Consider the following 25,237-nt stretch of genomic DNA (forward strand, 5'->3'; position numbering starts at 1 on the left):
CCATGGCCCCCGCCTCCAAGCCGGCGTCCCTGCTGGACCCCGCGCTGCTCAAGCCCGCCGTCTGGGAGAGCCTCAAGAAGCTCCGCCCGCGCGACGTGGCCCGCAACCCGGTGATGTTCGTGGTGTGGGCCGGCAGCCTCCTCACCACCGTGTTCGTCCTCAAGGACCTGGTGAGCCCCCACGGTGGCAGCGCGCCCCTCTGGTTCACCGTGGGGGTGACGCTGTGGCTGTGGTTCACCGTCCTCTTCGCCAACTTCGCGGAGGCCGTGGCGGAGGGCCGGGGCAAGGCCCAGGCGAGCGCCCTGCGCCGCATGCGGCAGGACACCCAGGCCCGCCGACTCCGCGACGACGGCCGCGAGGAGCGCGTCGGCGCGCCCGCCCTGCGCAAGGGCGACCGCGTGGTGTGCGAGGCCGGCGACGTCATCCCCGGCGACGGAGACGTGGTGGAGGGCATCGCCAGCGTGGACGAGTCCGCCGTCACCGGTGAGTCCGCCCCCGTCATCCGCGAGTCCGGCGGCGACCGCTCCGCCGTCACGGGCGGCACCAAGGTGCTGTCCGACCGCATCGTCATCCGCATCAGCGTGGACCCCGGCGAGTCGTTCCTCGACCGGATGATTGGGCTGGTGGAGGGCGCGGCCCGCAAGAAGACGCCCAATGAGATCGCCCTGCACATCCTGCTGGTGGGCCTCACGCTGGTGTTCCTCATGGCGTGCGTGACGCTGGTGCCGCTGGCGCTCTACTCCGGCGTGCGGCTGTCCGGCACCGCGGTGGTCGCGCTGCTGGTGTGCCTCATCCCCACCACCATTGGCGGACTGCTGAGCGCCATTGGCATCGCGGGCATGGACCGGCTGCTGCGCAAGAACGTGCTCGCGCTCAGCGGGCGCGCGGTGGAGGCGGCGGGCGACGTGGACACGCTGCTGCTGGACAAGACGGGCACCATCACCCTGGGCAACCGCATGGCCACGGAGCTGTTGCCCCTGCCGGGCATCCGCATCGAGGAGCTGGCGGAGGCCGCGCAGCTGGCGAGCCTGGCGGACGAGACCCCGGAGGGGCGCTCCGTCGTCACGCTGGTGAAGGACACCTACAAGATGCGGCCGCGCGAGCTGCGCGCGCATCAGGCCACCTTCGTGCCCTTCACCGCGCAGACGCGCATGAGCGGCTGCGACCTGGTGGATCCGCACCCGCGCAGCATCCGCAAGGGCGCGGTGGACGCCATCATGCGCCACGTGAAGGAGCAGGGCGGCGCCGTGCCGGTGGAGCTGAGCCAGGCGGCGGACCGCATCGGTGACGCGGGCGGCACGCCGCTGGCGGTGGCGGACGGCGCGCGGGTGCTGGGCATCATCCACCTGAAGGACGTGGTGAAGGGCGGCATCCATGAGCGCTTCGACCGCTTCCGCGCCATGGGCATCCGCACGGTGATGATCACCGGCGACAACCCGCGCACCGCGGCGGCCATCGCGCGCGAGGCCGGCGTGGACGACTTCCTGGCGGAGGCGACCCCGGAGGCGAAGCTGGCGCTCATCCGCGCGGAGCAGGGCAAGGGCAAGCTGGTGGCGATGACCGGCGACGGCACCAACGACGCGCCCGCGCTGGCCCAGGCGGACGTGGGCGTGGCCATGAACACCGGCACCCAGGCGGCCAAGGAGGCCGGCAACATGGTGGACCTGGACTCCAACCCCACCAAGCTCCTGGAGGTGGTGGAGGTGGGCAAGCAGCTGCTGATGACGCGCGGCACGCTGACGACGTTCTCCATCGCCAACGACGTGGCCAAGTACTTCGCCATCCTCCCGGCGCTCTTCATGGGCGTCTTCCCCCAGATTGCCCCGCTCAACGTGATGGGGCTGACGTCGCCGTTCAGCGCCATCCTGTCCGCGGTCATCTTCAACGCGCTCATCATCGTGGCGCTCATCCCGCTGGCGCTGAAGGGCGTGCGCTACCGCCCGCTGGGCGCGGCGGCCCTCTTGCGCCGCAGCCTGCTCCTCTACGGCGTGGGCGGCGTCATCGTCCCGTTCCTGGGCATCAAGGTCATCGACGTGCTGCTCACCACCGTGGGCCTGGCCTGAGCCGGAAAGAGGAATCCACACCATGGTCTCCGTGCTGCTCACCGCCCTGCGCGCCAGCGTCGTCACGCTGGTCCTCACGGGCGTGCTGTACCCCCTGGCCGTCACCGGCGTGGCGCAGGGGCTCTTTCCCCATGAAGCCAACGGGTCGCTGGTGAAGGACGGCCAGGGCCGCGAGGTGGGCAGCGCGCTCATCGGTCAGGGCTTCACCCGGCCCGCCTACTTCCAGCCGCGCCCCTCCGCCGCGGGCACGGGCTGGGACGCGACGGCCTCTGGCGGCAGCAACCTGGGCCCCACCTCCCAGAAGCTCCAGGAGCGCGCGGTGACGGACGCGGAGCGGCTGCGCCGGGAGAACCCGGAGGCCCCTGGCCCCGTGCCCGGCGAGCTGGTGACGGCGTCCGCGTCCGGCCTGGACCCGCATGTGTCGCCGGAGGCCGCGCTGTGGCAGGTTCCCCGCGTGGCGCGGGCGCGCGGCGTGGAGCCCGCGCGGGTGCGGACGTTGGTGATGTCACAGGTGGAGGGCCGGACGTTCGGCGTGCTGGGCGAACCCCGGGTGAACGTGCTCACGTTGAACCTCGCGATGGATCGACAGTTCGGCGGACCCCTCCCCCCTCCCTCGTCGCCCGTGCCCACCCCCGCGGGAGGCGCGTCCCCGTGAGCCCCGCTGGCGCCGCGCCGCGAGGGAGTTTCCAGCAATGACGACGCGACGCCCTCGCGCGGAGGACTTCCTGGAGCTGGTGGAGCGCGGCCGGCGAGGCCGGCTGAAGCTCTACATCGGCTTCGCGGCGGGCGTGGGCAAGACGTTCCGCATGCTGGAGGAGGCACACGCGCTCAAGGCGCGCGGCGTGGACGTGGTGCTGGGGTTCATCGAGACGCATGGCCGCCCGGAGACGGAGGCGCTGGTGACGGGGCTGGAGGTCGTGCCCCGGATGCGCCTCACCTACCGCGACGTCTCCGTGGAGGAGATGGACCTGGACGCCATCCTCGCGCGCCGGCCGCAGGTGGCCATCGTGGATGAGCTGGCCCACACCAACCTGCCGGTGTGCCGCCACCGCAAGCGCTACCAGGACGTGCAGGAGCTGATGGCCGCGGGCATCAACGTCATCGGGGCCTTCAACGTGCAGCACCTGGAGAGCCTCAACGACCTGGTGGAGCGCAACACCGGCGTCACCGTGCGGGAGACCCTGCCCGACAGCTTCCTCAAGACGGCGGATCAGGTGGTGAACCTGGACCTCGCGGTGGAGGACCTCCAGGAGCGGCTCAAGGCGGGAAAAATCTACGCGCCCGACAAGGTGGCGAGCGCGCTGGAGCGCTTCTTCACGGGCGACAACCTCTCCACCCTGCGCGAGCTGGCGCTGCGCGAGGTGGCGGAGAGCCTGGACCGCGCCACCACCGGACGGCAGGCGCTCGCCGGCGAGGAGCCCTCCCCGAAGGGCGGTGGCGCCTGGGGCCGCGTGCTGGTGGCCCTCTCCAGTCACCCGCCGCACGCGGCGACGCTGCTGCGCCGGGGCTCGCGCATGGCGGGCCGGCTCAACACGGACTGGTTCGTGGTGTACGTGGAGACGCCCCGCGAGGCGCCGCACCTCATCGACGCGGAGGCGCAGCGCCACCTGCTGTCGAACATCGAGAAGGCGAAGGAGCTGGGCGCGGAGGTGGTGCGCCTGCGCTCCGGCGACCCCGTGGCGGCGCTGCTGGACTTCGCGTGCTCGCACGGCGTGGGCCACATCATCATCGGTCGCTCCAACCAGCCGAAGTGGCGCCAGCGGCTGGGGTTGACCACGGACGCGCGCCTCCTGCGCGAAGGGGAGGGCTTCGACATCCACATCGTGTCCTTCGAGCCCCACGAGGAGAAGCGCCCATGACGCTGCGCTCCCGACTGCTGCTGGCCCAGGCGCCGCTGGTGCTGGCGCTCCTGCTGCTGGGGGCCATGGCCGTCGTCACCCTGGCGCGCGTGGGCGAGTCCGGCCAGCGGGTGCTGGAGGACAACTATCGCAGCGTGCTCGCCACCCAGCGCATCACCGAACAGCTGGAGCGCATGGACAGCGCGGCGCTCTTCATCATCGCGGGAGAGCGCGAGCGGGGCGTGACCCAGCAGGCCGCGCAGAGGCCGTCGCTGGAGGCGGAGCTGGCCATCCAGAAGGGCAACATCACCGAGCCGGGCGAGGGGGAGGCGACGCAGCGGCTCCAGGCCGCCTGGGCGAACTACCAGTCCACGTTCGATGCCTTCCTCCAGGAGAAGACTCCGGAGGACGCGCGGACGCGCTACTTCGCCTCGCTCGCGCCCGCCTTCCAGGAGGCGAAGTCCGCCGCGTCGTCCATCCTCGCGCTGAACCAGGACGCGATGGTGCGCAAGAGCGACGGGCTGCGGAAGCAGAGCGAGCGGGTGAACACGCTGATGGCGCTGGCGATGGTGGCGGCGCTGGGCTTCGGCCTGTTCTTCACCACGTCGCTGGTGCAGCGCGCGATCCGTCCGATATCGGTGCTGTCTCAGGCGGTGCGCCGGCTGGGGCAGGGCGACGTGGAGGCGCGCGCGGTGGTGGAGGGGCGGGATGAGATCGCGCAGCTCGCCCGCGACTTCAACACCATGGCGGAGCGGCTGGGGCAGTACCGCAAGAGCAGCCTGGGCGAGCTGCTCCAGGCGCAGGCGGTGTCCCAGGCGGCCATCGACAGCCTGCCGGACCCGGTGCTGGTGCTGGGCGCGGACGGCGGCCTGCTCAACGTGAACGCCGCGGCGGAGGACACCTTGCATCTGCGGCTGGACGAGGGCGGGGATGCCCTGGGGCGCGTGGAGCCGGAGGTGCGCGCCGTGCTGGAGCGCGTGCGCGCGTACGTCGTGGGCGGGCGCGGCGCGTACCAGCCCCGGGGCTACGAGGAGGCGGTGCGGGTGGAGGCGTCCGCGGAGGGAGGCCGCTGGCTGCTGCCGCGCGGCAGCCCCGTGCACGGGGAGACGGGGGAGGTGGTGGGCGCCACGCTCATCCTCCAGGACGTGACGCGGCTGCGGCGCTTCGACGAGCTGAAGAACGACCTGGTGGCCACGGTGGCGCATGAGTTCCGCACGCCGCTCACGTCGCTGCGCATGGCCATCCACCTGGTCGCGGAGGGCGTCGTGGGGGAGGTGACGGAGAAGCAGGCGGACCTGCTCTTCGCGGCGCGCGAGGACTGCGAGCGCTTGCAGGGCATCGTGGACGACCTGCTGGACCTGTCGCGCATCCAGTCCGGGCAGCTGCAGCTGGACGTGCGCGAGGTGTCCACGGAGGAGCTGGTGGCGCACGCGCTGTCCGCCCAGCGCACGGTGGCGGAGGACCGGGGCGTGCGCCTGTCGCAGACCCTGTCACCGGACGTGGAGACGGTGCGGGTGGATCCAGACCGGCTCCAGCTGGTGCTGGGCAACCTGGTGGGCAACGGCGTGAAGCACACGCCCCGGGGCGGCGAGGTGTCGGTGCACGTCCGGCGCGACGGCATCCACGCGCGCTTCGAGGTGCGCGACACCGGCGAGGGCATCCCCGCGCAGGAGCAGGCGCGCATCTTCGAGAAGTTCTACCGGGCTCCGGGCGCCACGGGCGGCGGCGCGGGTCTGGGGCTGTCCATCGCCCGGGACGTCGTCCAGGCGCATGGCGGCGAGCTGGGCGTGGTGAGCACCCCGGGCCAGGGCAGCACCTTCTGGTTCACGCTGCCTCAGCCCGAGCAGGCCTGAGGTTCACCGCGGGGCGGAGGCATCCAGCTGGCGCATGGCCTCGCGGCGCGCGTCGGACGCGGAGCGGACGATCTCCGAGCTGGACAGGCCGAACGCGCCCGCGTCCACCTGGCGCAGCCGGGGCAGCACCTCGCGCTCCTCCTCCGCCATGTGGTTCGCCACCACCGCCTCCAGCTCCCGCACCGTGGCCTCCCTGCGGGGCACGTCGCGGCGCGCGCGCAGCAGCTCGGCGAGCAGCTGGGTCATCTCCCCGTGCTCCTCCACCGCGAAGTCGATGCGGGACCCGTCGACGACGCTTCGCGCGACCGGATACACCCAGCGCTCCTCGATGGTGCTGTGCATCGTGAGCGCCTCGGCCAGGCGCACGCACAGCTCAGGCTTCTCTTCGTCCGGGGCGTTGCGGTAGGCCTCGAAGAGGGCCTCGGCATCCCGGTGCTGCTGGATGAGCACGTCGATGAGGTTCATGAGGTATCCGTGGAGGGACACGCCAGGCGGCGGCAGCGGCGGTCCGTCCGCAGGGTTCTCACGCGCGCGCAAGGGCGCAATCCACGCTCCGGGACGAGCGCCCTTGGACGCCCCGGGCCCCGGGGTCATGCCGCCATGCACTGGCGCACAGGCCTTCGCCTCACGCGTCCGGCTTCGCGTCCGCCTCGTACTTCTTGCGCTTGCGCCACAGCGTCGACGCGTCGATGCCGAGCAGGCGGGCCGCCTCGTCCAGCGTCGGCGCGGAGGCCATCACCCGCAGGATGTGTTCGCGCTCCACCTCTTCCAGCGTGTGCGGACCGCCCAGGCTCACCCCTGGCCCCGCGGCGGACGCGATGCGCTCCGGGAAGGCCTGCGGCTCCACCACGCCCGAGGCCCCCACGATGAGCGCCCGCTCCAGGGCGTTGCGCAGCTCGCGCACGTTGCCCGGCCAGGGGTAGGCCCGCAGCATCGCCTCCGTGGCGGGTGACAGCTCCGGCGCCGGGCGCTGCGCGGCCCTGGCGAAGAAGGCGATGAAGCGGCGTGCCAGCGGGAGGAGGTCCTCGGGGCGCTCGCGCAGGGCGGGGAGCTTCAGCTCCAGGACGTTCAACCGGTACATCAGGTCCTCGCGGAAGCGCCCCTCCGCCACGTCCTTCTCCAGGTCGCGGTGCGTGGCCGCCACCACCCGCACGTCCGCCTTGCGCGTGCGGCCCTCTCCCAGCCGCTCGAACTGCTTCTCCTGGAGGAAGCGCAGCAGCTGCGCCTGGAGGGACGGGCTCATCTCCGCCACCTCGTCCAGGAAGAGCGTGCCCCCTTCCGCCTGCTCCACGCGCCCCGGCTGGTCCTTCACCGCGCCGGTGAAGGCGCCGCGCGCGTGGCCGAACAGCTCGCTCGCCAGCAGTTGTTCGGACAGGGTGGGGCAGTTGATGGTGACGAAGGGCCGCTTGCGCCGGGCGCTCATCGAATGCAGCGCCCGAGCGAGGACGCCCTTCCCGGTGCCGCTCTCCCCGCGCAGCAGCACCGCCGCGTCGGACGTGGCCGCGCGCGTGATGAAGCCAAGGGCCGCGTGCATGGCGGGCGACGCCGTCTCCAGCGTGGCCTCTGGCACCGCCTGCGCGAGCTGCCCCTCCAGGTCGCCCAGGTGCGAGGTCAGCTCGCGCTGGGCCCTCGCGCGCTCCAGCACGTGGCGGATCTGCGCGGGGGTGAAGGGCTTGGGCAGGTAGTCGCGCGCGCCCCGCTTCACCGCCTCCACGGCGGTGTCGAAGGTCGCGTACGCGGTGATGAGGATGACGTCCAGGGCGGGCGACTCGGCGAGCAGGCGGGGCAGCAGCTCCAGGCCGGAGGCGTTGCCCAACCGCAGGTCCACGAAGGCCAGGTCCGCCGGCCCCTGCGCGAGCGCCGCCAGCGCGGCCTCCGGCGTCGCGGCCTCGCGCACCTCGCAGCCCAGGCCCTCCAGGCACACCCGCAGGGTGTGGCGGATGTTTCGCTCGTCATCCACCACGAGCACCCGCATGGGGCGCTCCTGTGCTTCCGGGCCGGCACGGACTTCCATGAGGCGAGTCTAAGAGCATGCCGTGTGCCGGGCCCCATCTGTTGGATGCCAGGCGCCCGGGAGTGCCGGCGCGCACCGCGAGCCGCAAGGTCGGCCCCGGATGGCGGTTGCAAGGTGCAACCCAGGGCCGGCTGGTGTCTGCTGGGGTACGGCCGTGCGGCTGGCACGCGCCATGGATGGAATGGAGCCCATGGGCAACGACGGGACGCCCCCGGAAGAAGGGGGTGAGGACGGCAACATCTTCGCGAAGGAGCTGGCCCCCCCGCCCGACCGCTGGCTGCGCCGGGGCACGTGGCTGGGCGTGCTGCTGCTGGTGCTGGTGGGCGTCTTCCTCTGGCTCCAGGGCGGGGAGAACCGCGCGCTGCAGGCCCTGTCGCCCTCGCAGCGCGAGGCCCTGTTCCAGGAGACACAAGAGGAGTTCCGCCTGCTGTGCCTGCCTGACGGTGGCGGCACGCGCTTTCCCAAGAAGTGCGCGCGGCACGCGGACTTCCTCATCCGCTTCTCCGAGTGCGACGACGTCTGCAGGCGCGAGGTGGAGCCCTTCGTCACCAGGCCCACGCGCTGAAGTCCGCGGCATGTGTCTTGCCCAGGAGCCGGGGCATGGACTCTTCAACCCCGCGTCCCACCGCCGTGAAGGGCGGGCTGTCCCGCCCCGGGTGGAGGGACCTGCCCGGCTGGTTGCTGCTCTGGGGCCTGGCGGCCGTGGCGCTCGCCAGCACGTGCTCCGACCGGCGCGGCCTCCAGGGCTTGCCCGCTGGAGAGCGGGCCGCCCTCTTCCAGCAGACCTCCGAGAGCTTCCGGGCCTTGTGCGAGGGACCGCGCGCCGGGGACTTCCTTCCGCGCTGCCGCGAGCAGGCCCGCTTCCTCTTGGGGTTCCCCGAGTGTGACGGCGTGTGCCGCGCCCGGCTGGGGCCGTGGCGCTGAGGCGAGGCGGCACCGCGTCCTGCATGGCGCCAGCGTGCAGGATGAAACCGCGCGCGAAGCAGGGGGAGGGAAACCCCTGGAAGAACGCGGGGATGGAGTGCCGCCGCCCCGGCACGCGGGGTGCTCCTGGGGGTGGGCGGCCCGGTGGAGGAACCCGGGCAGCCAGGAGTGGAATGCCATGGGAAGCGTCGCCATGTTGAACGCGTGGGCCGCCGTGAGGCGGCCCTGGGAGCACCGCGCAGGCACCCTCGAGGAGGGCTCGCTCAAGGCGGTGCGGATGCTGGGGGCCCGCGGCCTGGGGGACGCCCGACGCCGCGCCGGACGCGCGCTGGAGAAGGCGTGGCGCTGCACCTGCTGCCGCGGCCTGCTGGCCCATGTCTTCGAGCGCGTGGGCTCCACGCTGTTCCTGGACGACGACCCGGAGGTGCTGGCGCAGGCGTTCGACGACAGCGAGCGTGACGGCTTCAGCGCGCGAGTGCTCGCCGCCTGCATCGTGATGGTGGGGCGCGAGCGCGTCGCCGTCGCCACCTGAAGTGGGGGAGTGCTTCAAGACGACATTCGCGGCCACGAGGGCCGGGAGGCATGGACATGCGGTGGATGGATTTCCTGTCGTTGGAGGCGATCCGCCCGGCCTTACGGGCGCACGACCGCGACTCGCTGTTGGACGAGCTGGCGGGGCTGATGGCCCCGGAGTCGGGCGTGGCGCCGGAGGTGATTGCCTCCCAGCTCCGGGCGCGGGAGGCGCTGGGCGCCACGGTGATGGCGGGGGGCGTGGCCATCCCTCACTGCCGCGTGGAGGGGGCACGGGGCATCGTCACCTGCCTGGGAATGAGCCGCCGCGGCCTGGTCTTTGGCGCTCCCGAGGACGGGCGGGTGCGCATCTTCGTCGGCCTGGTGGCGCCGACCGACACCGCGGGCCTGCACCTCAACGTGCTCTCGCGCATCGCGACGCTGCTGCGCGCCCCGTCCCTGCGGGACGCGCTGCTCGCCACGACCACCGCCCGCGAGGCCTACGCCCTGCTGTCCTGGGCGGAGTCCCTCCACCCCCAGCCAGTGGAGTCACCGCTCCCGGACAGCCTCCACGGGTGAGGTCCGCCGGGTCACTCGCGCCCGGGCTCCTCCCGGAGCGCTGGGATGATCGCCCCACGGGGCGCCCGCGTGTCTCCTGGCTGACGTGAGGCGTCCTCTTTCGCCTGTCCCACCTGACAGGACGAAGTGTCGCGCCTGACCCTGAGGGGTCGGGCGGACCCGTTTCGAGGATATTTCAAGGGACGCGGGCTTGAGTCGGGGGGAGAGGTGTTGTCTATCCTACGCGTCCAGGCGGAGCCTCGGCCGTCGGGGGGTCCGTCCGGGCCGCGGAAGGATGAGCGACAATGAGCTGGCGCTGCAGGCCCCGCGCGGATGCACGTCCGCGCTTCATCGGGATGTGTGACGTGGGCCCGCGAGGGGGTGTGTGATGGCGTTGAGGCTCAAGCAGAAGATGATGGTGCTGCCCGTGGTGGCCGCGGGGTTCCTGGTGGCCATCGTGGCGGTGACGGTGGTGCTGGGGTCGCGCACGCGGCAGGCCGCGGAGCGCATTGGAACCAGCCTGGCCCCGTCGGTGAGTCTGGCGCAGACGGCGCGGGCGGGCTTCGCCGCGTTGCACCAGGACGTGGGCGACGCGGTGGCGTTGCACGCGGTGCAGCAGCAGACGCTGGACGCGGAGGTGGCGGAGTTCACGAAGGGGCTCACGGCGCTGGTCGCCCTGCCGGACGTGGACGCGGGCCGGGTGGAGGCGGTGCGCAAGGACTTCACGCGCTACTGGCAGGAGGCGTCCGCGGTGGTGGCGCTGGCGGCCCGGAGCGACGCGACCGCGGAGGCCGCGCTCGCGAAGCTGGAGCCCGCGTACAAGGCGGTGCATGGCGGGCTGGAGGCGGTGACGGCGCAGCAGGAGGCGTCGCAGCAGGAGGCCTTCACGGAGGTGTCGTCGCTGCACGGCACGACGCTGACGTGGGTGTTGGTGCTGGCGGTGGGCTGCATCCTGGCGCTCGCGGTGGCGACGCTGTGGCTGCTGCGCGAGGTGACGACGCCGCTGGCGCGGCTGACGGTGACGGCGACGCGCATCGCGCGGGAAGGCGACCTGTCGCTGAGCATCGACACCAGCGCCCAGGACGAGGTGGGCGAGCTGGCGCGCAGCATCCAGACGCTGATGACGCGGCTGAGCGCGGTGCCGGGCACGCTGCACGCGGTGGTGACGGAGCTGACGGCGGCGGCGGCGCGGCTGAACTCCGCGAGCCACGAGCAGCTCAACTTCCTGACCAGCCAGTCGCGCAGCCTGACGGAGGCCAGCTCCACCATCGCGGAGATCGCGCAGACGTCGGGCATGGCGGCCAGCCGCGCGGAGATGGTGTTGAAGGTGGCGGCGCAGGCGGACGCGTTCAGTTCATCCGGGCAGCTGTCCATCGAGCGGAGCGCGGAGGGGTTGCAGCAGATCCGCGCGCGGGTGGGCGCGCTGGTGGGGAGCATCGGGCACCTGTCGGAGCAGGCGGTGCACGCGGGTGAAATCATCGGCAGCGTGAAGGACCTGGCGGACCAGTCCAACGTGCTGGCGTTGAACGCGGCCATCGAGGCGGCGCGGGCGGGGGAGGAGGGGCGGGGCTTCGCGGTGGTGGCCAAGGAGATGCGGGCGCTCAGCGGGCAGTCGCTGCAGAGCACGCAGCGCATCGGGAAGATCCTCCTGGAGATCAACCAGGCCATCCGCCAGACGGTGGGCATCGCCGAGGGGGACAGCCAGAAGATGGAGGAGGGCATCGAGCAGGTGCTCGCGTCCGCGACGACGCTGAAGGACATCACCCAGGTGGTGCAGGAGAGCAGCCAGGCCGCGAGGCAGATCGTCGCGTCGGTGACCCAGCAGAACGCGGGCATCACGCAGATGACGGAGGTGGTGACGCAGCTGTCGGAGATGATGAGCGACGTGGTGATGGCCACCACCAACGCCGAACAGGCGGTGGGGCAGATCAACACGTCCCTGGGCAAGCTCCAGGAGCTGTCCACCACCTTCCGCGTCTAGCCGCGGTCCGCCCGGCGGACGCCGCGGGCCCACGGGCCGTCCCGGAATGCACCGGGGCGGCCCGTTTTCGTTGGGGGGCTATTCGCCCTGCATCAAGCCCGTGATGCGGCCGTCCGGGTGGACGGTGACGCGCCGGGCGGCGGGCTCACGGGGGAGGCCCGGCATGGTGAGCAGCTCTCCGGTGAGCGCCACCAGGAAGCCCGCTCCCGCGGACAGGCGCACCTCGCGCACCGTCAACGTGAAGCCCCGGGGCCGCCCTGTCTTCGTCGGGTCGTCCGACAGCGACAGGTGCGTCTTGGCCATGCACACCGGCAGCCCCGCGCCTCCCAGCGCCCGCGCCGTCTCCAGGTCCTTGCGCGCCCCTGGCGTGAACGCCACGTCGTCCGCGCCGTACACCGTGCGCGCGATGGCGCGGATCTTCTCCTCCGGCGTCTGCTCCAGCGCGTACAGGAAGCGCGGCTTCGGCGGCGCCGCGTCCGTCGCGTCCAGCATCGCCAGCACCGTGTCCGCCAGCTCCAGCGCGCCTTCGCCGCCCCGGCCGAAGCCGTCGCACACCGCGATGCCCACGCCCCGCGCCTTCGCGAACGCGCGCAGCTCTTCCAGCTCCGACTCCGTGTCCTGCGGGAACTTGTTCACGCACAGCACCGCCGGCAGGCCGAACGCCGCCACCGACTCCAGGTGCTTCTCCAGGTGGTCGAAGCCCTTCAGCAGCGCCTCGCGGTTCGGATCCGCGACCTGCGCGGGACTCGCGCCGCCGTGGTGCTTGAGCGCTCGCAGCGTCACCACCAGCATCACGCCCCGGGGCCACACGCCCGCGCTCCGGCACTTGATGTCCAGGAACTTCTCCGCGCCCAGGTCGAAGCCGAAGCCCGCCTCCGTCACCACCTCGTCCGCGTACGCCAGCGCCAGCCGCGTGCCCATCACCGACGAGCACCCGTGCGCGATGTTGCCGAACGGCCCCGCGTGCACGATGGCCGGGCCCCCCTCGCGCGTCTGCGCCAGGTTGGGCATCAGCGCGTCCTTGAGCAGCGCCACCATGGACGCCGCCGCGTTCACGTCGTTCGCGCGCACCGGCGAGCCGTCCGGCGCCTGCCCCACCACGATGCGCCCCAGCCGCGCCTCCAGGTCCTGGAGGCTCTCCGCGAGCGCGAGGATGGCCATCACCTCGCTGGCGGCCGTGATGTCGAAGGACGTCTCGCGCGGAACGCCGTGCGCCTTGCCGCCCAGCCCCACGATGACGTTGCGCAGGAACCGGTCGTTCATGTCCAGCGCGCGTCGCCACCGCACCCGCGTGCCCTCCAGCGCCACCGGGTGGCCGTAGTACAGGGCGTTGTCCACCAGCGCCGCCAGCAGGTTGTGCGCGCTGGTGATGGCGTGCAGGTCCCCCGTGAAGTGCAGGTTGATGTCCGCCGCCGGCTCCAGGCTGGCCTGCCCGCCCCCCGTGCCGCCGCCCTTCACCCCGAAGACGGGCCCCAGGGACGGCTCGCGCAGCGCCGCCACCGCCTTGCGGCCCCGCTTGCGCAGGCCCATGGCCAGCGCCACCGACATGGTCGTCTTGCCCTCTCCCGGCGGCGTGGGGTTGATGGCCGAGACCAACACCATGCGGCCCTGGCCCGAGCGGCGGCCCAGGGCGTCCAGCGACACCTTGGCGCGGTCGCGGCCCCAGGGGAGGACATCTTCCGGCGCGAGGCCCAGCTCGGCGCCGACTTCTGCGATGGGACGGAGCGTCATGGCGGGGGACTCTCGGTGTCCCGACCGGAGAGGTCAACGCTCACGGCACGGGGAGCGGGCAGGCACGCGCGCCAGGCCGTTTCCCCGTGAGGCGGGCGGGTGGGAGGATGCCGGCGCTGGACGAACCCCGGGGACGCGATGGAATAGGCGGCGGGGAGTTCCGTCAGGGAGAGCATCATGAATCGGATTCTCGGCATCGCATCGGTGGGGTTGGCTTCGCTGGCGCTCGGGGTGTCCCTGTGGGGGCCGGGGAAGTCGGAGGCTCCCGTGACGCAGGAGTCGCCCCGCGTGCAGGACTCGGCGGCGGACGTCCGGGCGCTCCAGACGCGCATGAAGGCCCTGGAGGAGACGGTGCAGCTCCTGTCCCGGCGGCTGATGGCCTTCGAGCAGCAGGGCGGCACGGTCGCGACCGGCACCGGCACGGGCCCCGCGCCCGTGGGCCTGGAGGCCGAGGTGGCGAGGCTCCGCGAGGAGGTGCGCGGCGTGATGGTGGGCGAAGCGCTGAACACCGACAGCGGGCGGCAGTCGCTGAAGGACATGATGCGCTCGGTGCAGGAGGAGCAGCGCAACGAGCAGCGCCAGCAGTGGCAGCAGCAGATCGACCAGATGCGGACGCAGGCGGTGGCCGAGCAGGCCGAGCGCGTCAAGGCGTTCGTCACCGACGCCCGGCTCAGCTACAGCCAGGAGCAGGAGCTGACGAAGCGCCTCCAGGCGGAGGAGGCGAAGCGCCAGGAGCTGATGGCGGGCCTGGCGGGCGCGGGCAACGGCCGGCCGGGGCGCGAGGTCCAGCGCGAGATGCGCGACCTGCGCGCGCAGAACGACCAGGAGATGCAGAAGGTCCTCAGCGCGGATCAGCAGGCCAAGTACCAGGAGATGCGCCGCCAGGAGATGAGCCCGCGAGGCGGCGGTCTCCGGGGCGGTCCGGTGGGCGCGGGCGGCTGGGAAGCGCGCGGTGGGCCCGGGCAGTAGCGCTCAGGGGTCGCCGGACTCCTTCCGGTCCAGCAGCGGCCGGAAGGAGGAGGTGCCGTCGGAGGTGCTCACGCGCAGGACGTCCTCGGGGTCGAAGGCGTCCGCCAGGGCCACCGACGGGGTGCACAGCAGCACGGGGACCCGTGAGGACGCCGCGCGAGCGGACTGGCTCCGGTCCCAGACGGCGTTCCCGGGCAGGGCTTCGTCGGGTTCCTCCAGAACGAGGAACGACACTCCCTCCACGTCGAAGCCGCTGGCGGGCTGGGCGCGGAAGCCACGCAGGAACCCGTTCGTGTCCCGAGACACCCGGTCCGCGACTTCTCCCAGCCACTCCGCCTCGCCTCCGCCCTCGCTGCTGGGGGTGGGCCCGGGTGGGAAGGTGGAGAGCCGGGCCTCCTCGCACGGGGGATGGGAAGGGGGCTCGACGAAGGGGAGCGACATTCCCGCGAGCAGGTGCAGCTCCTCGCGGAAGATGCGCCAGCCCTCCGGGAGGTGTCGCAGCTCCACCTGGTAGTCATCGTGGTGGACGCCAAGCCCCAGCTTCACGGGGCCGCGCAGCCCGTCCATCACGGCCGGCTGGGACAGGTGCTGCTGGAGCCGTCCGTGCGCCAGCTCCCGCAGCAGCGTGAAGAAGGCCACCAGGTCCCGGGTGGCCTCTCCGCGTGGATCCAGGACGACCTGCAACGGGCGGGGACGCAGCTCGACCTCGCGCAGGGAGCGGAAGCCGGCGGCCTCGATGCGCGTGAGCCGGAGGAGCATGGGCGGCGAGCCTATGCCACTCCGTGGAAGCGCGAACGCCGCGAGGCTCCCCTGGGAACCCCGCGGCGCGCGCGTCACTCCCGGACCTTCGGGCGGCTACTTCCCGCCGAAGAGGCCCTTGAGCTTCTTCTTCGCTTCCTCGGACGCGCGCTGCTTCGCCTTCTCCTGCTCCGCGCGGGCCTGCTCCTCCAGCTTCTTGCGCTCCTCGTTGGCGCGCGCCTCCAGCTCCTGGCGCTTCGCCTCCGCTTCGGCCTTGGCCTTGTCCTGGCCGCCCGTGATGACGTCCTGGACGATCTTCCCCTTCTCACCCAGCAGGCTGCCCGCGAGCGCCGCGCCCGCCAGCTTCGCGAGGGTCGTCGCCGCCGGCTTCACGTCCACGCCCGTCACGTCCGGGCTCCACGCCTTGCCCGCGAGCTTCAGGCCCACCGGGATGGCCTCCGTCGTCGTCACCTTTCCCAGCGTCAGCGCGTGGATGGTCGCGGGCGTCAGCGACACGCCGCCCGTCAGGTCCAGCGTGCCGTCCAGCTTGATGCCGCCGTCGAAGCTCATCGCCGCTTCCGGCCGCGTCCAGGTGATGGGCTTGCTCAGCTGCGCCACGCCGTTCTTGATGGTCACGCTGAAGGGCAGGTCCCCGCCCAGGGACGTCACGTCGCCGCCCTTGAGCGCCTTCGACGCGAACGGCAGGGCCTTGGACAGCGGCCCCGTCACCGACGACACCAGGTCCTTGCCCAGGAACGTGCCCTCCAGCAGGTTGCCGCTGATGCCGCCCAGCAGCGTCTGCTGCAGCTTGTCCGGCGTGTAGCCCACGCCCTGCACGTCCACGTTGCCGTTGAACTTGCCCGTCAGCACCTGCTTCGGCGTGCGCGCCGCCAGGGCCTGCGCGACCTCCAGCCCCTGCACCTGCACCTTCGCGGAGAAGGGCCGCGCCTCCGGCACGGGGCCCAGGCGGATCGTCGTCCCGTCCGCCACCACCTTGCCGCCGTAGATGCCCGTCGAGAACTTCTCCACCGTGATGAGGTCGTCCACCATCTTCACCACGCCCGTCACGTTGGACAGGTCCATCGCCGTGTAGCGCAGCGACGCGATGGCGAACTGGATGTCACCCCGGTAGCCGTTGAAGCGCGCGGCGTCCACCGGCGGCTCCGGCGGCGGCTTGCCGCCCGTGCGCGCCAGCACCTGCTCCTCGCTCATCAACAACTTCTCCGCGTCCAGCCGGGCGCTCTTCACGTTCGCCTTGAACGTGGTCGTCGCCTTCTTGCCCGTGCCGGCCAGGGCCACCGTGGCGGTGCCCGTCATCGTGTCCTCCAGCGCGTTCAGGGTCATGCTGGTGACGTTCACCGTCATCCCGCTGCCCGTCTTCGCCGGCGCGTACGTGCCCGCCGCCGCGACCTCCAGCCGCTGCCCCGGCGCCTTGTTCACCAGCAGGCCCGGCCGCAGGTCCACGCCGTCCAGGTCCGCCTTCGCGTCGAAGCGCAGCGCGCCGCCGCTCGCCGCCGCGCCCGTCAGCTTCGCGTGCAGCTTCATCGCGCCGCCCGCGTCCTTCGTCAGCTGCTCCGGCACCCGCAGCCGCACCGGCGTCAGGTCCACCGCGATGTTCAGCGCCTGCTCCGCCTGCGTCCCGCTGCCGCGCACGTCCAGGCCAATGGGGCCGGCCACCATGCCGTTGAGCTGCTTGCGCAGGGGCGGGTAGTACTCGGCGAGCACCGCGGGATCCAGGTTGCGCCCCACCAACTCGAAGCCCTCCACCGCGGGCTTGTCCGTGAGCAGCCCCTTCACCTTGCCCTTGCCGGAGAGGGTCGCGGGGCCCAGGTCCAGCTTCAGCTTGTCCAGCGCCAGGTCGCCCGTGGCCAGGTCGCCCGTCACGTCTGTGTCGAGCACCACGTCCAGCGCCTTGCCGCCCTCCGAACCCGCGAACTTCATCCCCAGCGCCTTGATGACGCCCACGAGCTTCGTGGGGCCCTTGCCGCCGGGCACCGCGCCGCCCAGGTCCGCCTTCCAGTCCGCGTCCAGCGTGCCCGCCTGCAGACCCACGTCCGGCGGCAGGAACGGCCCCAGCGGGGACAGGTCGATGTGCTCCGCCTTCAGCGTCACCTGCTCCGGCGTGGGCACCAGCGTCGCCGGCAGCGGCGCCGCCTGGAGCGTCATCTTCAGGTTCTGCTGCTCCGCCAGCACCGCCGCCGCCAGGTCCACCTTCAGGGGCTGGCCCACGCGCAGGTCCTTCACCTCGATGTCCAGGTCGCGCACCGCCAGCTCGCGCGCCTGCTGCCCCGCCGCGCGGTCCACGAAGCGGATGGTGCCGTCGGTGAGCGCCGCGCGCTCCACGTGCACGCCCGACAGGTCCGTGGGCGGCGACTCCTCCTCCGGCGCCTCCTCCTTCGGCTGCTGCTGGGCCAGCTTCTCCTGGAGGCGCTGCACGTTGGTGGTGCCATCCGCCAGCCGCAGGACGTTCACGGTGAGCCCGGACACCTCCGCGTTCTGGACCTGGATGTCCTTGCCCTTCGACGTGAGCAGCGGCATCGCCGCCACGCTCACGTCCACGGACTTCAGCTCCACGAGCGGCAGGTCCTCGCCCTCGGCGGCGCCGACGGTGACGTTCTCAATCTGCGCGCCCACGTGGGGGAACAGCTTCGTGGAGATGTCGCCAATCTCGATGGGACGCCCGAGCTTCTGGGAGTACGTCGCCGCCTGGTCCCGCGCCGTCTTCAACAGGAGGGCGTCCAGGCGCGACAGCACCACCGCCACGATGGCGACCAGGAGGACGAGGACGCCTCCCACCACATAGGGCCAACGCTTCTTCTTCACAGCCGCCACGGTTCCTCCTCCGTCGGAGAGCGGTCGAACGCTTAGCGCAGCGCCGAGAGTGCCGCACCTCCCTTGGAGACAGGGAGGTTGCCAGCGTGACGCTCAACAGCCGGAGGAAGGTCATACTCCCGCGAGCTTCCGCGGCCATGCACGGCCGCCCTCCCACGGAAGGGGCGGCGCATGGGTCCTGAAAACCCATGGATTCTTGGAATTCAACCGGGCCTGGGCGGGGTTGGGCGGAGGCGAGGCCCTGGGAGCGCCTACAGGTCGATGACCTCCGGCTCCGTCCCTGTCGGGGGCGGCGCGTCCCCCTGGCCGTCCAGCAGGAAGCCCCAGGGCGCGTACACGCTGCCTCCGGTGAAGGCGTCCACGTAGAGGACCACCGGCGTATCCAGGCCTTCGTAGGTCACCTCGAAGATGGTCAGGCGGCCCTGTTCATGGGCCTGACCATCCACCTGGGTGAACTCGCAGCAGTCCCCCATGCGGCGCCACGCCACGGCCTGGCCCTGGGGCCCACGCAGCAGCTTGAAGTACGCCATCACGCCCTTGTCCCCCCAGCCCACCCGCACCGGGTTCTCCGGCCGGGTGCCGTAGGTCAGCGGATCCGGCCGCGCCGGCGTCGGCAGCTGGGGCTTCGTGCGGCGCATCACGTCCTCGAAGGACGTGCCCGGGGAAGCGCACGCCGCCATGAGGAGCAGCACCGCGGGACAGGTGAATCGGAACAGGGACATCGGGCCTCCAGCTTCTGCCTGGGAAAACCCCCCAAGCTGGCGTCCGCTCCGTTCCCGGCGCATCCCCTCCACCCGGAGGCACCGTCGTGCGGTAGACGCACCCCGGGGCCAGCGCACACGCGCAAGGGCCCAGGGGGAAGGACGGCCAGGCATGCGCTGTCAGCGGAGCGACTTCAGCTCCAGGCCCAGCTCCCGGCGGTAGCGCTCGAAGCACCGCGCCCCCGCGTCCAGCCGCAGCAGCGCGCCCTCCGCCAGGGGCCGCGCGCAGGCGGGGTTCGCGGCCACCAGCGGGTGGAGCACCTCCCGGTTCCACGTCGCGGAGTGCTTCACGTCCAGCGTCGAGTGCACCGCGTAGTAGCGCCGCACCCGCATGTCGAACCCCAGACGCTTCAGGCCCTCGTTGACGCAGGCCGTGCGGCCCGGCGCCGTCTCCTCCACGATGCCCAGCGCGCCCACCGCGTGGAACGCGTAGCGGCGGTTGAAGGCGAAGGCGCAGAGCAGGTTCGCCTGCGCGTGCGCTTCCCACACGGTGTCCGCGTCGGTGGGCTTCAGCCCCAGCCTCGCGGCCATCTCCGCGAGCATCGGCCCGTGCATCGCGTCCTCGCGCCCGCGGCCCATCTCGTCCCAGTAGTTGCGCGCCAGCTCCAGCTTCGCCCGCGTGGGGAGCTGAAGCTGGGTCAGCGCCACCAGGTCGTCGAAGCCCGCCTCGCCCGCGAGCTCCTGCGTGAGGAACCAGCGCAGCTGCTCCAGCGATGCCTGCGTCGCCAGCCAGGGGAACAGCGGATCCCTCTGGCCGGGTCCTGACACCCTCAGGTCCTCGAACCAGGCGAGGAACCCGTCCGCGTCCTCCGGCGCCTCGGCGGCCCAGGCGGCCACGCGCTGCCGCTCGGCCTCCACGTAGCCGCCTTCCAGCAGGCGCAGGCGCGCCTCCGCTTGCACGGTCACCTGCCAGCCGTCGGTGGGAAACCCCGGCGCCAGTCGGGACTGGTTGAAGCGCAAGAGGGCCCGGTGAAGGCGCTCAGACAGGCGTGCGTCCTCCGTCTCCGCGCCCTCCGCCACCTCGCCAAGCCCGCTCATGGTGCGCACCCTCTCCCCACGTCTTCGGAAGGCGGGAGTGCCTTCCGACCACATGTATGGGGATGACCTTGCACACAGGCCACATCGCTCCCGCCACCTTCGCCGTCAGTCAGGTGCGCTGCGAGAAAGACCATGTCCGCTCTCGCGACTGCGCGTATCAGGTCGCCTGGAACATCAACCCGCACATGAAGCCCGGCGCGGTCGCGTGGCGGCGCGCCTGCCGCCAGCACCGGGCCTTCCTGCGCGCGCTGCGCGACGCGGGGGCGGGCTTCTTCGAGCTGCCCTTCGTGCACGGCGCGTTCGACTCCGTCTTCGCCAAGGACAACGCGGTGCTCGTGTCGCAGGAAGGCGAGCTGCGCGCGCTGCTGGCCACCATGCGCCACGGACAGCGCCGGAGCGAGCAGTGCGCCCGCGCCCGGTGGCTGTCCGCGCGCGGCTTCGACGTCATCGAGCCGCCGCGCGCGCACATCGAAGGCGGGGACGTGGCCATGCTGCCCGCGGGCCGGGGCGCCCTGCTGGGCTTCGGCCCGCGCTCCACGCAGCGGGCCGCGGGCGTGCTGGAGGCCTTCCTCGCCGTGCCCGTCACGCCGCTGGAGCTGTGCGACCCGTACCTCTTCCACCTGGACACCGCGCTCACCGTCCTGTCCGACGGCACCGCGCTCGTGTGCCTCGAGGCCTTCACCCCCGAGGCGCTGCGCACGCTGTCGCGCACGGAGGGCATCCAGCAGCTGGTGCCCGTCCGCCGCGAGGACGCGCTCGCGTTCGGGCTCAACCTGGTGGAGGTGGGAGACACCGTCATCATCGGCGCGCGCTCGCCCCGCGTGGAGGCGCTGCTGCGCGGCCTGGGCCGCTGGCCCGTCTGCGTGCGGTTGGATCAATTCCACCTGGCCGGGGGCAGCGCGGCGTGTCTCGCGGCGCGCGTGCACCCCCTGCCGCCCCTGTCCGCCAGGCTCTTGCGCGAGGGGCGCGAGCGCGACCGGACCGGGTCGCTCTCCGCCTGACGCTGGACAAACGAAGACCTCCCCGGCGGCGGGCGCGCGGGGAGGTCCGGGTGAAGCGGGGCGGGGCGCTACGGCTGTTCGCCGGAGGCGTCCGGCGCGCTCAGCCCTTCGGCCTGCCAGAAGCGGCGCGGGTGTCCGTCCCCGCGGGTGCCGCCGGAGAGCTTGTCCACCCAGGGGTACTTCTGGGCCTCCTCGGCGGTGTAGCCCAGGTTGAAGACGGTGGCGCTCTTGGGCTTGTCCGCCGCCTTCTCGTACAGCGTGCCGAACACGCGGTCCCAGAAGTAGTTGGTGATGCCGTAGTTGCCCTGCTCGTTGTGGAAGTGGTGGGACATGTGCAGCCGCTTGATGTCCTTCAGCCACTTCTGCTGGGGCGCGTAGTTGAGGTGCTGGATGCAGTGGCAGAACTCATAGAAGCACGTCGTCACCATGCCCCAGCCCAGCGCCGCCGCCGCGCCCGAGCGCCCGCCGATGAGGTAGCCAATCGGCGTGAGCACCAGCGCGATGGTGGGCAGGGTGGTGTGCAGCGCGCCGAAGAGCACGCGCAGGTCGTGCGGGTCCTGGTGGTGGTCGAAGTGGATGCGCTTCCACGTCACCGCCGTCGCCGCGGACTTGTAGAGGAACCGGCCGTGCAGGATGTACCGGTGGATGAGGTACCAGCCGAACGGGTACGCCACCGTGGCCACCGCCACCGCCGCCGCCATGCGCGCCGGGTGGTCGAACCACTTCACCGACAGCACGATGCAGGTGATGCCGATGAGGATGTAGGCAACGACGGCGTAGTAGGTGAAGAACGAATAGACCAGGTCGCGCAGCGACATCCGGTCGAGGTTGTGCTTCCGGTTCAGGAAAGAGACCGCCACGGGTATCCCCTCACGATGGCTCCGGCGTGAAATCCCATCCGCCGGAGGTGCACAGGGCACGAAGGCTCGCTCGCATCCCGGCCCTGGGGCGATGCGGCGGTTCCTGAGCTATCAGCCCGGAGGGCCCTTGGCTCAAGAACGGCGAGGCACCTCTTAGCGTCTTCCTGGAAGCATTGAGAAGCCCCACTGCTGACGCAACCGTACTTTGTCGGGCGGTTCGGGCGTCTGGCAGGCCGGACTCCCTCCGACCCGGGGCCAGACTTCCGTGCCGGGAGCCCACACCCCACCTTTCCGCTCACAGACGCGAGCGATCGCACGAGGGGGCGGGACAGATGGCGCGCAAGGCACAGGAGCATCCGGGCGGTGGGACCCAGGCGGCGGGGCGCCCGGCGCGGCGCAAGAGCGCCCCCAGGAAGACGGCGAGCGCCCCGGCCCTCAACGAGGGCCGCCGCGTCGTGCGCCCGGACATCGCCGAGTACCGCGCCGCCGCGGAGGCCCAGGCCGAAATCGTGCGCGAGCGCATCAACGCCGCGCTGGAGGTCAGCCGGCGCACGCGCGAGGACATCGAGCAGCGCATCGCCGACCAGCTGCACACGCCCCACGTCGCGAGGAAGGCCGCCGTCCCAGCGCGCAAGCGCACGCGCGCCTCCCCGCGCCCTCCCGCGAAGTGACCGGCGGCGCACCCGGGGGCGGGAGCGAAACCAGAGGTCGCGATTCCTGGACGTCCGGTCGGTCGCCGGGGCCGAGTTTTCGGCCTCGGACGCCACCTGCCGAGCGAGAACCGTGAGCCGTCGTCTAGGCCCGGCTCGCGGGGACGCGCGGGGCGGCCTGCGGCACCCCCTCCGCGCCGGAGGACTCCAGGTCCAGGGCGGAGAGCTTGTCGGCCAGGGCCTGCGCTGTGTCGCCCGCGCCCGGCAGGGACGTGGCCCGGGCCCCGATGAAGCACACGCGGGCCCGCTCCAGCAGGGCCACCTGGGCATGCAGCTGGGCGAAGAGGCGCTCCTGCCGCCGCGACAGCGCGTCCAGGTGGTTGAGCTCCTCTCCCAGGGAGGCGGCGGCGCGCTCCAGCTGGCGCCGGGCCACGCCGTCCTGTGCGTCCTGGGCGCGCTTCTTCAGCTCCTGCACCTGCGAATCCACGCTGCCCTGGGCCGCGGCGGACAGCTGGGCTTCCAGTTCGGCGTGGGACTCCGCGAGCGTGAAGGCGCCCCGGGCCAGCTTCCTCAGCACGGCCTGGAGCTTCGCGCCGCCCGGACCCGTGGCCAGCTTGCGCGACTCCGCCAGGCTCTGGCGGTAGAGGGTGAGCGCGCGGGTCACCAGGCCGCGCACCTCGCCGGTGAGCGTGGCCTCCAGTCGCATGCCCCACGTGGCCACCGGGTCCAGGTCGATGGCCAGGTTCACCGGCAGCGTGCCGATGCTCCAGAAGAGCGCCACCACGGCGTAGTCCACGAGCAGCGGGAAGTAGCCCAGGTTCGGGAGGAAGCGCGCGTTGAGCACGTCCTGGACGTACAGCCCCAGCACCGTGGTGACGGCGGCGGCCCCGGCGCCGAGCGCGAGCTGGGCGGGGGTTCCCACGCCGTCGCGCCCGTGGCCGCGCCACGCGAGCAGGCCCGCGGCGATGGCGCCCGCCGCCGCGTGCCGCCAGGGCGACGGCGCGCCCAGCACGTAGGGCAGGGCCGGCAGCAGCACCACCGCCGCGCGCACCAGGAAGCTGTACGCCGCCTGGGGCCTCACGGCGGTGACGGCCGCCGCCATCAGCGCGAAGTAGCCGGGCTCCACCGGGACGCGCAGCACCTGCCGCGCGACGCCGGCCACCAGGGCCATGGCCCCGGCCCCCACGAGCGCGTACAGGCAGCGCGACTCGAAGTCCTCCCGCCGGATGAGTTGGATGGAGAGCGACATGGCGCACCGTTCCGTACGGCTGGAGTGACTAGTAGGTGTTGTTCTGTCCGAAGTTCTTCATCGTCTTCTTCTTGAGGCTGAAGACCTCGCGCCGGACGTCATCGTCGCTCTGGGCGTTGCGATAGGCTGCCTGGGTCTGGTCCAGGTCCGCAAGCTCCCCCGCGAGCGCGTCCGCCGAGCTGCCGAAGAGTCGACGCGCGCTGCCCAGCAGGTCGAGCGCTCCGCTGCGGTTTCCACTCTTCATCGCCTCCGCGGCCGCGTGCAGTTGCTGCGTGCCCAGCGCGCGGATGGCGTGCACCCGAACGTCCCGGTCCAGGTTGGCGTGCACCACCTGGTCGTCGTTCGTCACCTTCGCGCCCAGCGCCAGCTTCACCTGGGCGGGCAGGTCCGCCGTCACGTCCACGTACGACAGCGCCGCGTCCAGCACGGTCAGGTCGGTCGCGTCCGAGGGCGCGGCCAGCGTCACCTTGGCCACCACGCGCGCGGACTGGCCGCCCGTCAGGTCGTACAGGGGCACGTGCACGGTGTTGCCCGTGCGCGTGGAGGGCAGGCCCATCACCTCCAGGCCGCTCACGCCCGGCGGCAGGGTCAGCGTGAGGCTCACGTCGCGGGCGACGGTGCTGGCGGCCTGGTCCAGCTCGCGCGTGAAGATGGCGGCCAGCTCCGCCGAATCGTTGATGAAGCCGGAGAAGCCGCCGCCGCGCTCGGCCATGCCGCGCATCAGCACGTCGTCGAAGCCCGCGCCCACGCCCAGCGCGCTCACGGTGATGCCCGCCTCGCGCATCTTGCCCACCACGGAGAAGAGGCCCTCGCGGGAGGTCACGCCGTCGGTGGGCTGGCCGTCGCTCAGCAGGATGGTGCGCGTCACCCGGTACTGCTTCGCGTACGGACGCAGCGCCTCCGCCGCCGCCGTCAGGCCGCCGCTCATGTGGGTGGAGCCGTTCACCTGGATGGCGTCGATGGTCTTCAGCAGCGTGGCGCGCGTGGCGTCGTTGATCTCCACGCTGGGCGCCACCGTCACGTCGGAGCCGAAGTGCACCAGGGCCAGCCGGTCCCCCGTCTTGAGCTGCTTCACCAGCGCCTGGGAGGCGCGCTTCGCGTCGGCCAGCTTGCCACCCTCCATGGAGCCGGAGCGGTCCACCACCAGCGCCAGGTTCACCGGCACGCGCTGGGGGTTCTCCGGAGAGCGCGCCGACAGCTCGAACCACGCGAACGCCTCACCCGGCCCCGCCTTCACGTACGCGCCGGACAGCTTGCCCGTGAGCTCCACCGGCCCGGCCCTGCCGGACGCCGGCTGGCCCACGGTCACGGGCAGCACCAGCTGGATGGGCGCCTCGCCCGGCTGCACCACCGTGTGGGTCTGGTCCACAGGGGACGGGGCCGCCGCTGGCGCGGGGGTCGTATAGCGCCGGCGCAGGTGCCCGTTGGGGAGCCGGTCGAATTCGTATCCGGAGTCCGTGGGCTGGGTCGCCGGGGCCTGCCGGAAGGTGGAGAACGCGTCGAGCGCCAGCGCGCCCACGAACAGCAAGCCAGCGAGGGACAGCAGCAGTTTGGTGCGGTTCATGCGCGGCACGACCTTGTGATGGGAGCGGGCGGACGAGCACACGCTCGCAGAGCCCCTCCCCCAGCGCATCGGTCAGCGGGAGGACCCTCCTCCCGATGACCGA

At 72.2% G+C, this 25,237-nt stretch carries 22 protein-coding genes; 12 read left to right on the plus strand and 10 right to left on the minus strand.

What is annotated here, in order from left to right:
* Positions 1-2 precede the first annotated feature (2 nt).
* Genes kdpB through GTY96_RS11885 form a run of 4 tightly spaced genes read left to right on the plus strand, consistent with a single transcriptional unit; the run spans position 3 to position 5,754 of the window.
* Positions 3-2,063 (plus strand): potassium-transporting ATPase subunit KdpB, encoded by a 2,061-nt coding sequence (gene kdpB / locus GTY96_RS11870; protein WP_161664771.1) that lies wholly within the window; start codon positions 3-5, stop codon positions 2,061-2,063.
* Positions 2,064-2,085: 22 nt separating this feature from the next.
* A complete protein-coding gene (gene kdpC / locus GTY96_RS11875; RefSeq protein WP_161664772.1) occupies positions 2,086-2,718 on the plus strand; it encodes a potassium-transporting ATPase subunit KdpC in 633 nt (210 codons plus the stop codon).
* A 37-nt stretch (positions 2,719-2,755) separates the two neighbouring features.
* Positions 2,756-3,922 (plus strand): sensor protein KdpD, encoded by a 1,167-nt coding sequence (locus GTY96_RS11880; RefSeq protein WP_143906517.1) that lies wholly within the window; start codon positions 2,756-2,758, stop codon positions 3,920-3,922.
* Positions 3,919-5,754, plus strand: a complete 1,836-nt coding sequence (locus GTY96_RS11885) for a HAMP domain-containing sensor histidine kinase (protein WP_143906515.1) — start codon at positions 3,919-3,921, stop codon at positions 5,752-5,754. The genes GTY96_RS11880 and GTY96_RS11885 overlap by 4 nt, the downstream gene beginning before the upstream one ends.
* A gap of 3 nt (positions 5,755-5,757) precedes the next feature.
* Here GTY96_RS11885 and GTY96_RS11890 read toward each other — a convergent pair whose 3' ends face one another.
* Positions 5,758-6,219: a hemerythrin domain-containing protein gene (locus GTY96_RS11890; RefSeq protein WP_161664773.1), complete on the minus strand. Its 462-nt coding sequence runs from the start codon at positions 6,217-6,219 to the stop codon at positions 5,758-5,760.
* A 160-nt stretch (positions 6,220-6,379) separates the two neighbouring features.
* Positions 6,380-7,729, minus strand: a complete 1,350-nt coding sequence (locus GTY96_RS11895; RefSeq protein WP_143906636.1) for a sigma-54-dependent transcriptional regulator — start codon at positions 7,727-7,729, stop codon at positions 6,380-6,382.
* Positions 7,730-7,922: 193 nt separating this feature from the next.
* Between GTY96_RS11895 and GTY96_RS11900 the strand changes: the two genes are divergently transcribed.
* The 5 genes from GTY96_RS11900 (at position 7,923) to GTY96_RS11920 (ending at position 11,741) form a co-directional block, all read left to right on the plus strand.
* Positions 7,923-8,333 (plus strand): hypothetical protein, encoded by a 411-nt coding sequence (locus GTY96_RS11900; protein ID WP_255442760.1) that lies wholly within the window; start codon positions 7,923-7,925, stop codon positions 8,331-8,333.
* A 35-nt stretch (positions 8,334-8,368) separates the two neighbouring features.
* Positions 8,369-8,692 carry a hypothetical protein gene (locus tag GTY96_RS11905; RefSeq protein ID WP_143906511.1) on the plus strand — a complete coding sequence of 108 codons (324 nt, stop codon included), beginning with the start codon at positions 8,369-8,371 and terminating at the stop codon, positions 8,690-8,692.
* 178 nt (positions 8,693-8,870) lie between these two features.
* The gene (locus tag GTY96_RS11910) at positions 8,871-9,224 is read left to right on the plus strand and encodes a hypothetical protein (RefSeq protein WP_143906509.1); all 354 of its coding nucleotides are present in this window, start codon (positions 8,871-8,873) and stop codon (positions 9,222-9,224) included.
* A 56-nt stretch (positions 9,225-9,280) separates the two neighbouring features.
* Complete coding sequence (locus GTY96_RS11915) at positions 9,281-9,781, plus strand: PTS sugar transporter subunit IIA (protein ID WP_143906507.1); 501 nt, start codon at positions 9,281-9,283, stop codon at positions 9,779-9,781.
* Between the two features lie 367 nt (positions 9,782-10,148).
* Entirely contained in the window at positions 10,149-11,741 is a 1,593-nt protein-coding gene (locus GTY96_RS11920; protein WP_161664774.1) for a methyl-accepting chemotaxis protein, read from the plus strand.
* 78 nt (positions 11,742-11,819) lie between these two features.
* Here GTY96_RS11920 and GTY96_RS11925 read toward each other — a convergent pair whose 3' ends face one another.
* A complete protein-coding gene (locus GTY96_RS11925) occupies positions 11,820-13,472 on the minus strand; it encodes a formate--tetrahydrofolate ligase (RefSeq protein WP_143906504.1) in 1,653 nt (550 codons plus the stop codon).
* Between the two features lie 177 nt (positions 13,473-13,649).
* Here GTY96_RS11925 and GTY96_RS11930 point away from each other — a divergent pair, with 177 nt between their 5' ends.
* Positions 13,650-14,441, plus strand: a complete 792-nt coding sequence (locus GTY96_RS11930) for a hypothetical protein (RefSeq protein WP_201756022.1) — start codon at positions 13,650-13,652, stop codon at positions 14,439-14,441.
* 3 nt (positions 14,442-14,444) lie between these two features.
* Here the strand turns inward: GTY96_RS11930 and GTY96_RS11935 are convergent, their stop codons facing one another.
* The 4 genes from GTY96_RS11935 to GTY96_RS11950 all read right to left on the minus strand — a co-directional run bounded on the left by GTY96_RS11935 (position 14,445) and on the right by GTY96_RS11950 (position 19,810).
* Positions 14,445-15,200, minus strand: coding sequence for an AAA family ATPase (locus GTY96_RS11935; protein WP_161664775.1), 756 nt, complete (start codon positions 15,198-15,200; stop codon positions 14,445-14,447).
* 96 nt (positions 15,201-15,296) lie between these two features.
* Positions 15,297-18,011: an AsmA family protein gene (locus tag GTY96_RS11940; protein ID WP_161664776.1), complete on the minus strand. Its 2,715-nt coding sequence runs from the start codon at positions 18,009-18,011 to the stop codon at positions 15,297-15,299.
* 251 nt (positions 18,012-18,262) lie between these two features.
* Entirely contained in the window at positions 18,263-18,733 is a 471-nt protein-coding gene (locus tag GTY96_RS11945) for a fibril protein (protein WP_161664777.1), read from the minus strand.
* Positions 18,734-18,892: 159 nt separating this feature from the next.
* On the minus strand, positions 18,893-19,810 hold the full coding sequence (locus GTY96_RS11950; protein WP_143906496.1) for an iron-containing redox enzyme family protein: 918 nt from the start codon (positions 19,808-19,810) through the stop codon (positions 18,893-18,895).
* Between the two features lie 62 nt (positions 19,811-19,872).
* Here GTY96_RS11950 and GTY96_RS11955 point away from each other — a divergent pair, with 62 nt between their 5' ends.
* On the plus strand, positions 19,873-20,811 hold the full coding sequence (locus tag GTY96_RS11955) for a dimethylarginine dimethylaminohydrolase family protein (protein ID WP_143906494.1): 939 nt from the start codon (positions 19,873-19,875) through the stop codon (positions 20,809-20,811).
* A 68-nt stretch (positions 20,812-20,879) separates the two neighbouring features.
* Here the strand turns inward: GTY96_RS11955 and GTY96_RS11960 are convergent, their stop codons facing one another.
* The gene (locus GTY96_RS11960; RefSeq protein ID WP_143906632.1) at positions 20,880-21,629 is read right to left on the minus strand and encodes a sterol desaturase family protein; all 750 of its coding nucleotides are present in this window, start codon (positions 21,627-21,629) and stop codon (positions 20,880-20,882) included.
* Between the two features lie 374 nt (positions 21,630-22,003).
* Here GTY96_RS11960 and GTY96_RS37175 point away from each other — a divergent pair, with 374 nt between their 5' ends.
* Positions 22,004-22,342 (plus strand): hypothetical protein, encoded by a 339-nt coding sequence (locus GTY96_RS37175; protein ID WP_201756023.1) that lies wholly within the window; start codon positions 22,004-22,006, stop codon positions 22,340-22,342.
* Positions 22,343-22,466: 124 nt separating this feature from the next.
* Here GTY96_RS37175 and GTY96_RS11970 read toward each other — a convergent pair whose 3' ends face one another.
* Both GTY96_RS11970 and GTY96_RS11975 read right to left on the minus strand, forming a co-directional pair.
* A complete protein-coding gene (locus tag GTY96_RS11970; protein WP_143906492.1) occupies positions 22,467-23,570 on the minus strand; it encodes a hypothetical protein in 1,104 nt (367 codons plus the stop codon).
* Positions 23,571-23,598: 28 nt separating this feature from the next.
* Positions 23,599-25,134 (minus strand): vWA domain-containing protein, encoded by a 1,536-nt coding sequence (locus GTY96_RS11975; RefSeq protein WP_161664779.1) that lies wholly within the window; start codon positions 25,132-25,134, stop codon positions 23,599-23,601.
* Positions 25,135-25,237: the final 103 nt, after the last annotated feature.

The sequence above is a fragment of the Corallococcus silvisoli genome (assembly GCF_009909145.1).
Lineage (GTDB): Bacteria > Myxococcota > Myxococcia > Myxococcales > Myxococcaceae > Corallococcus > Corallococcus silvisoli.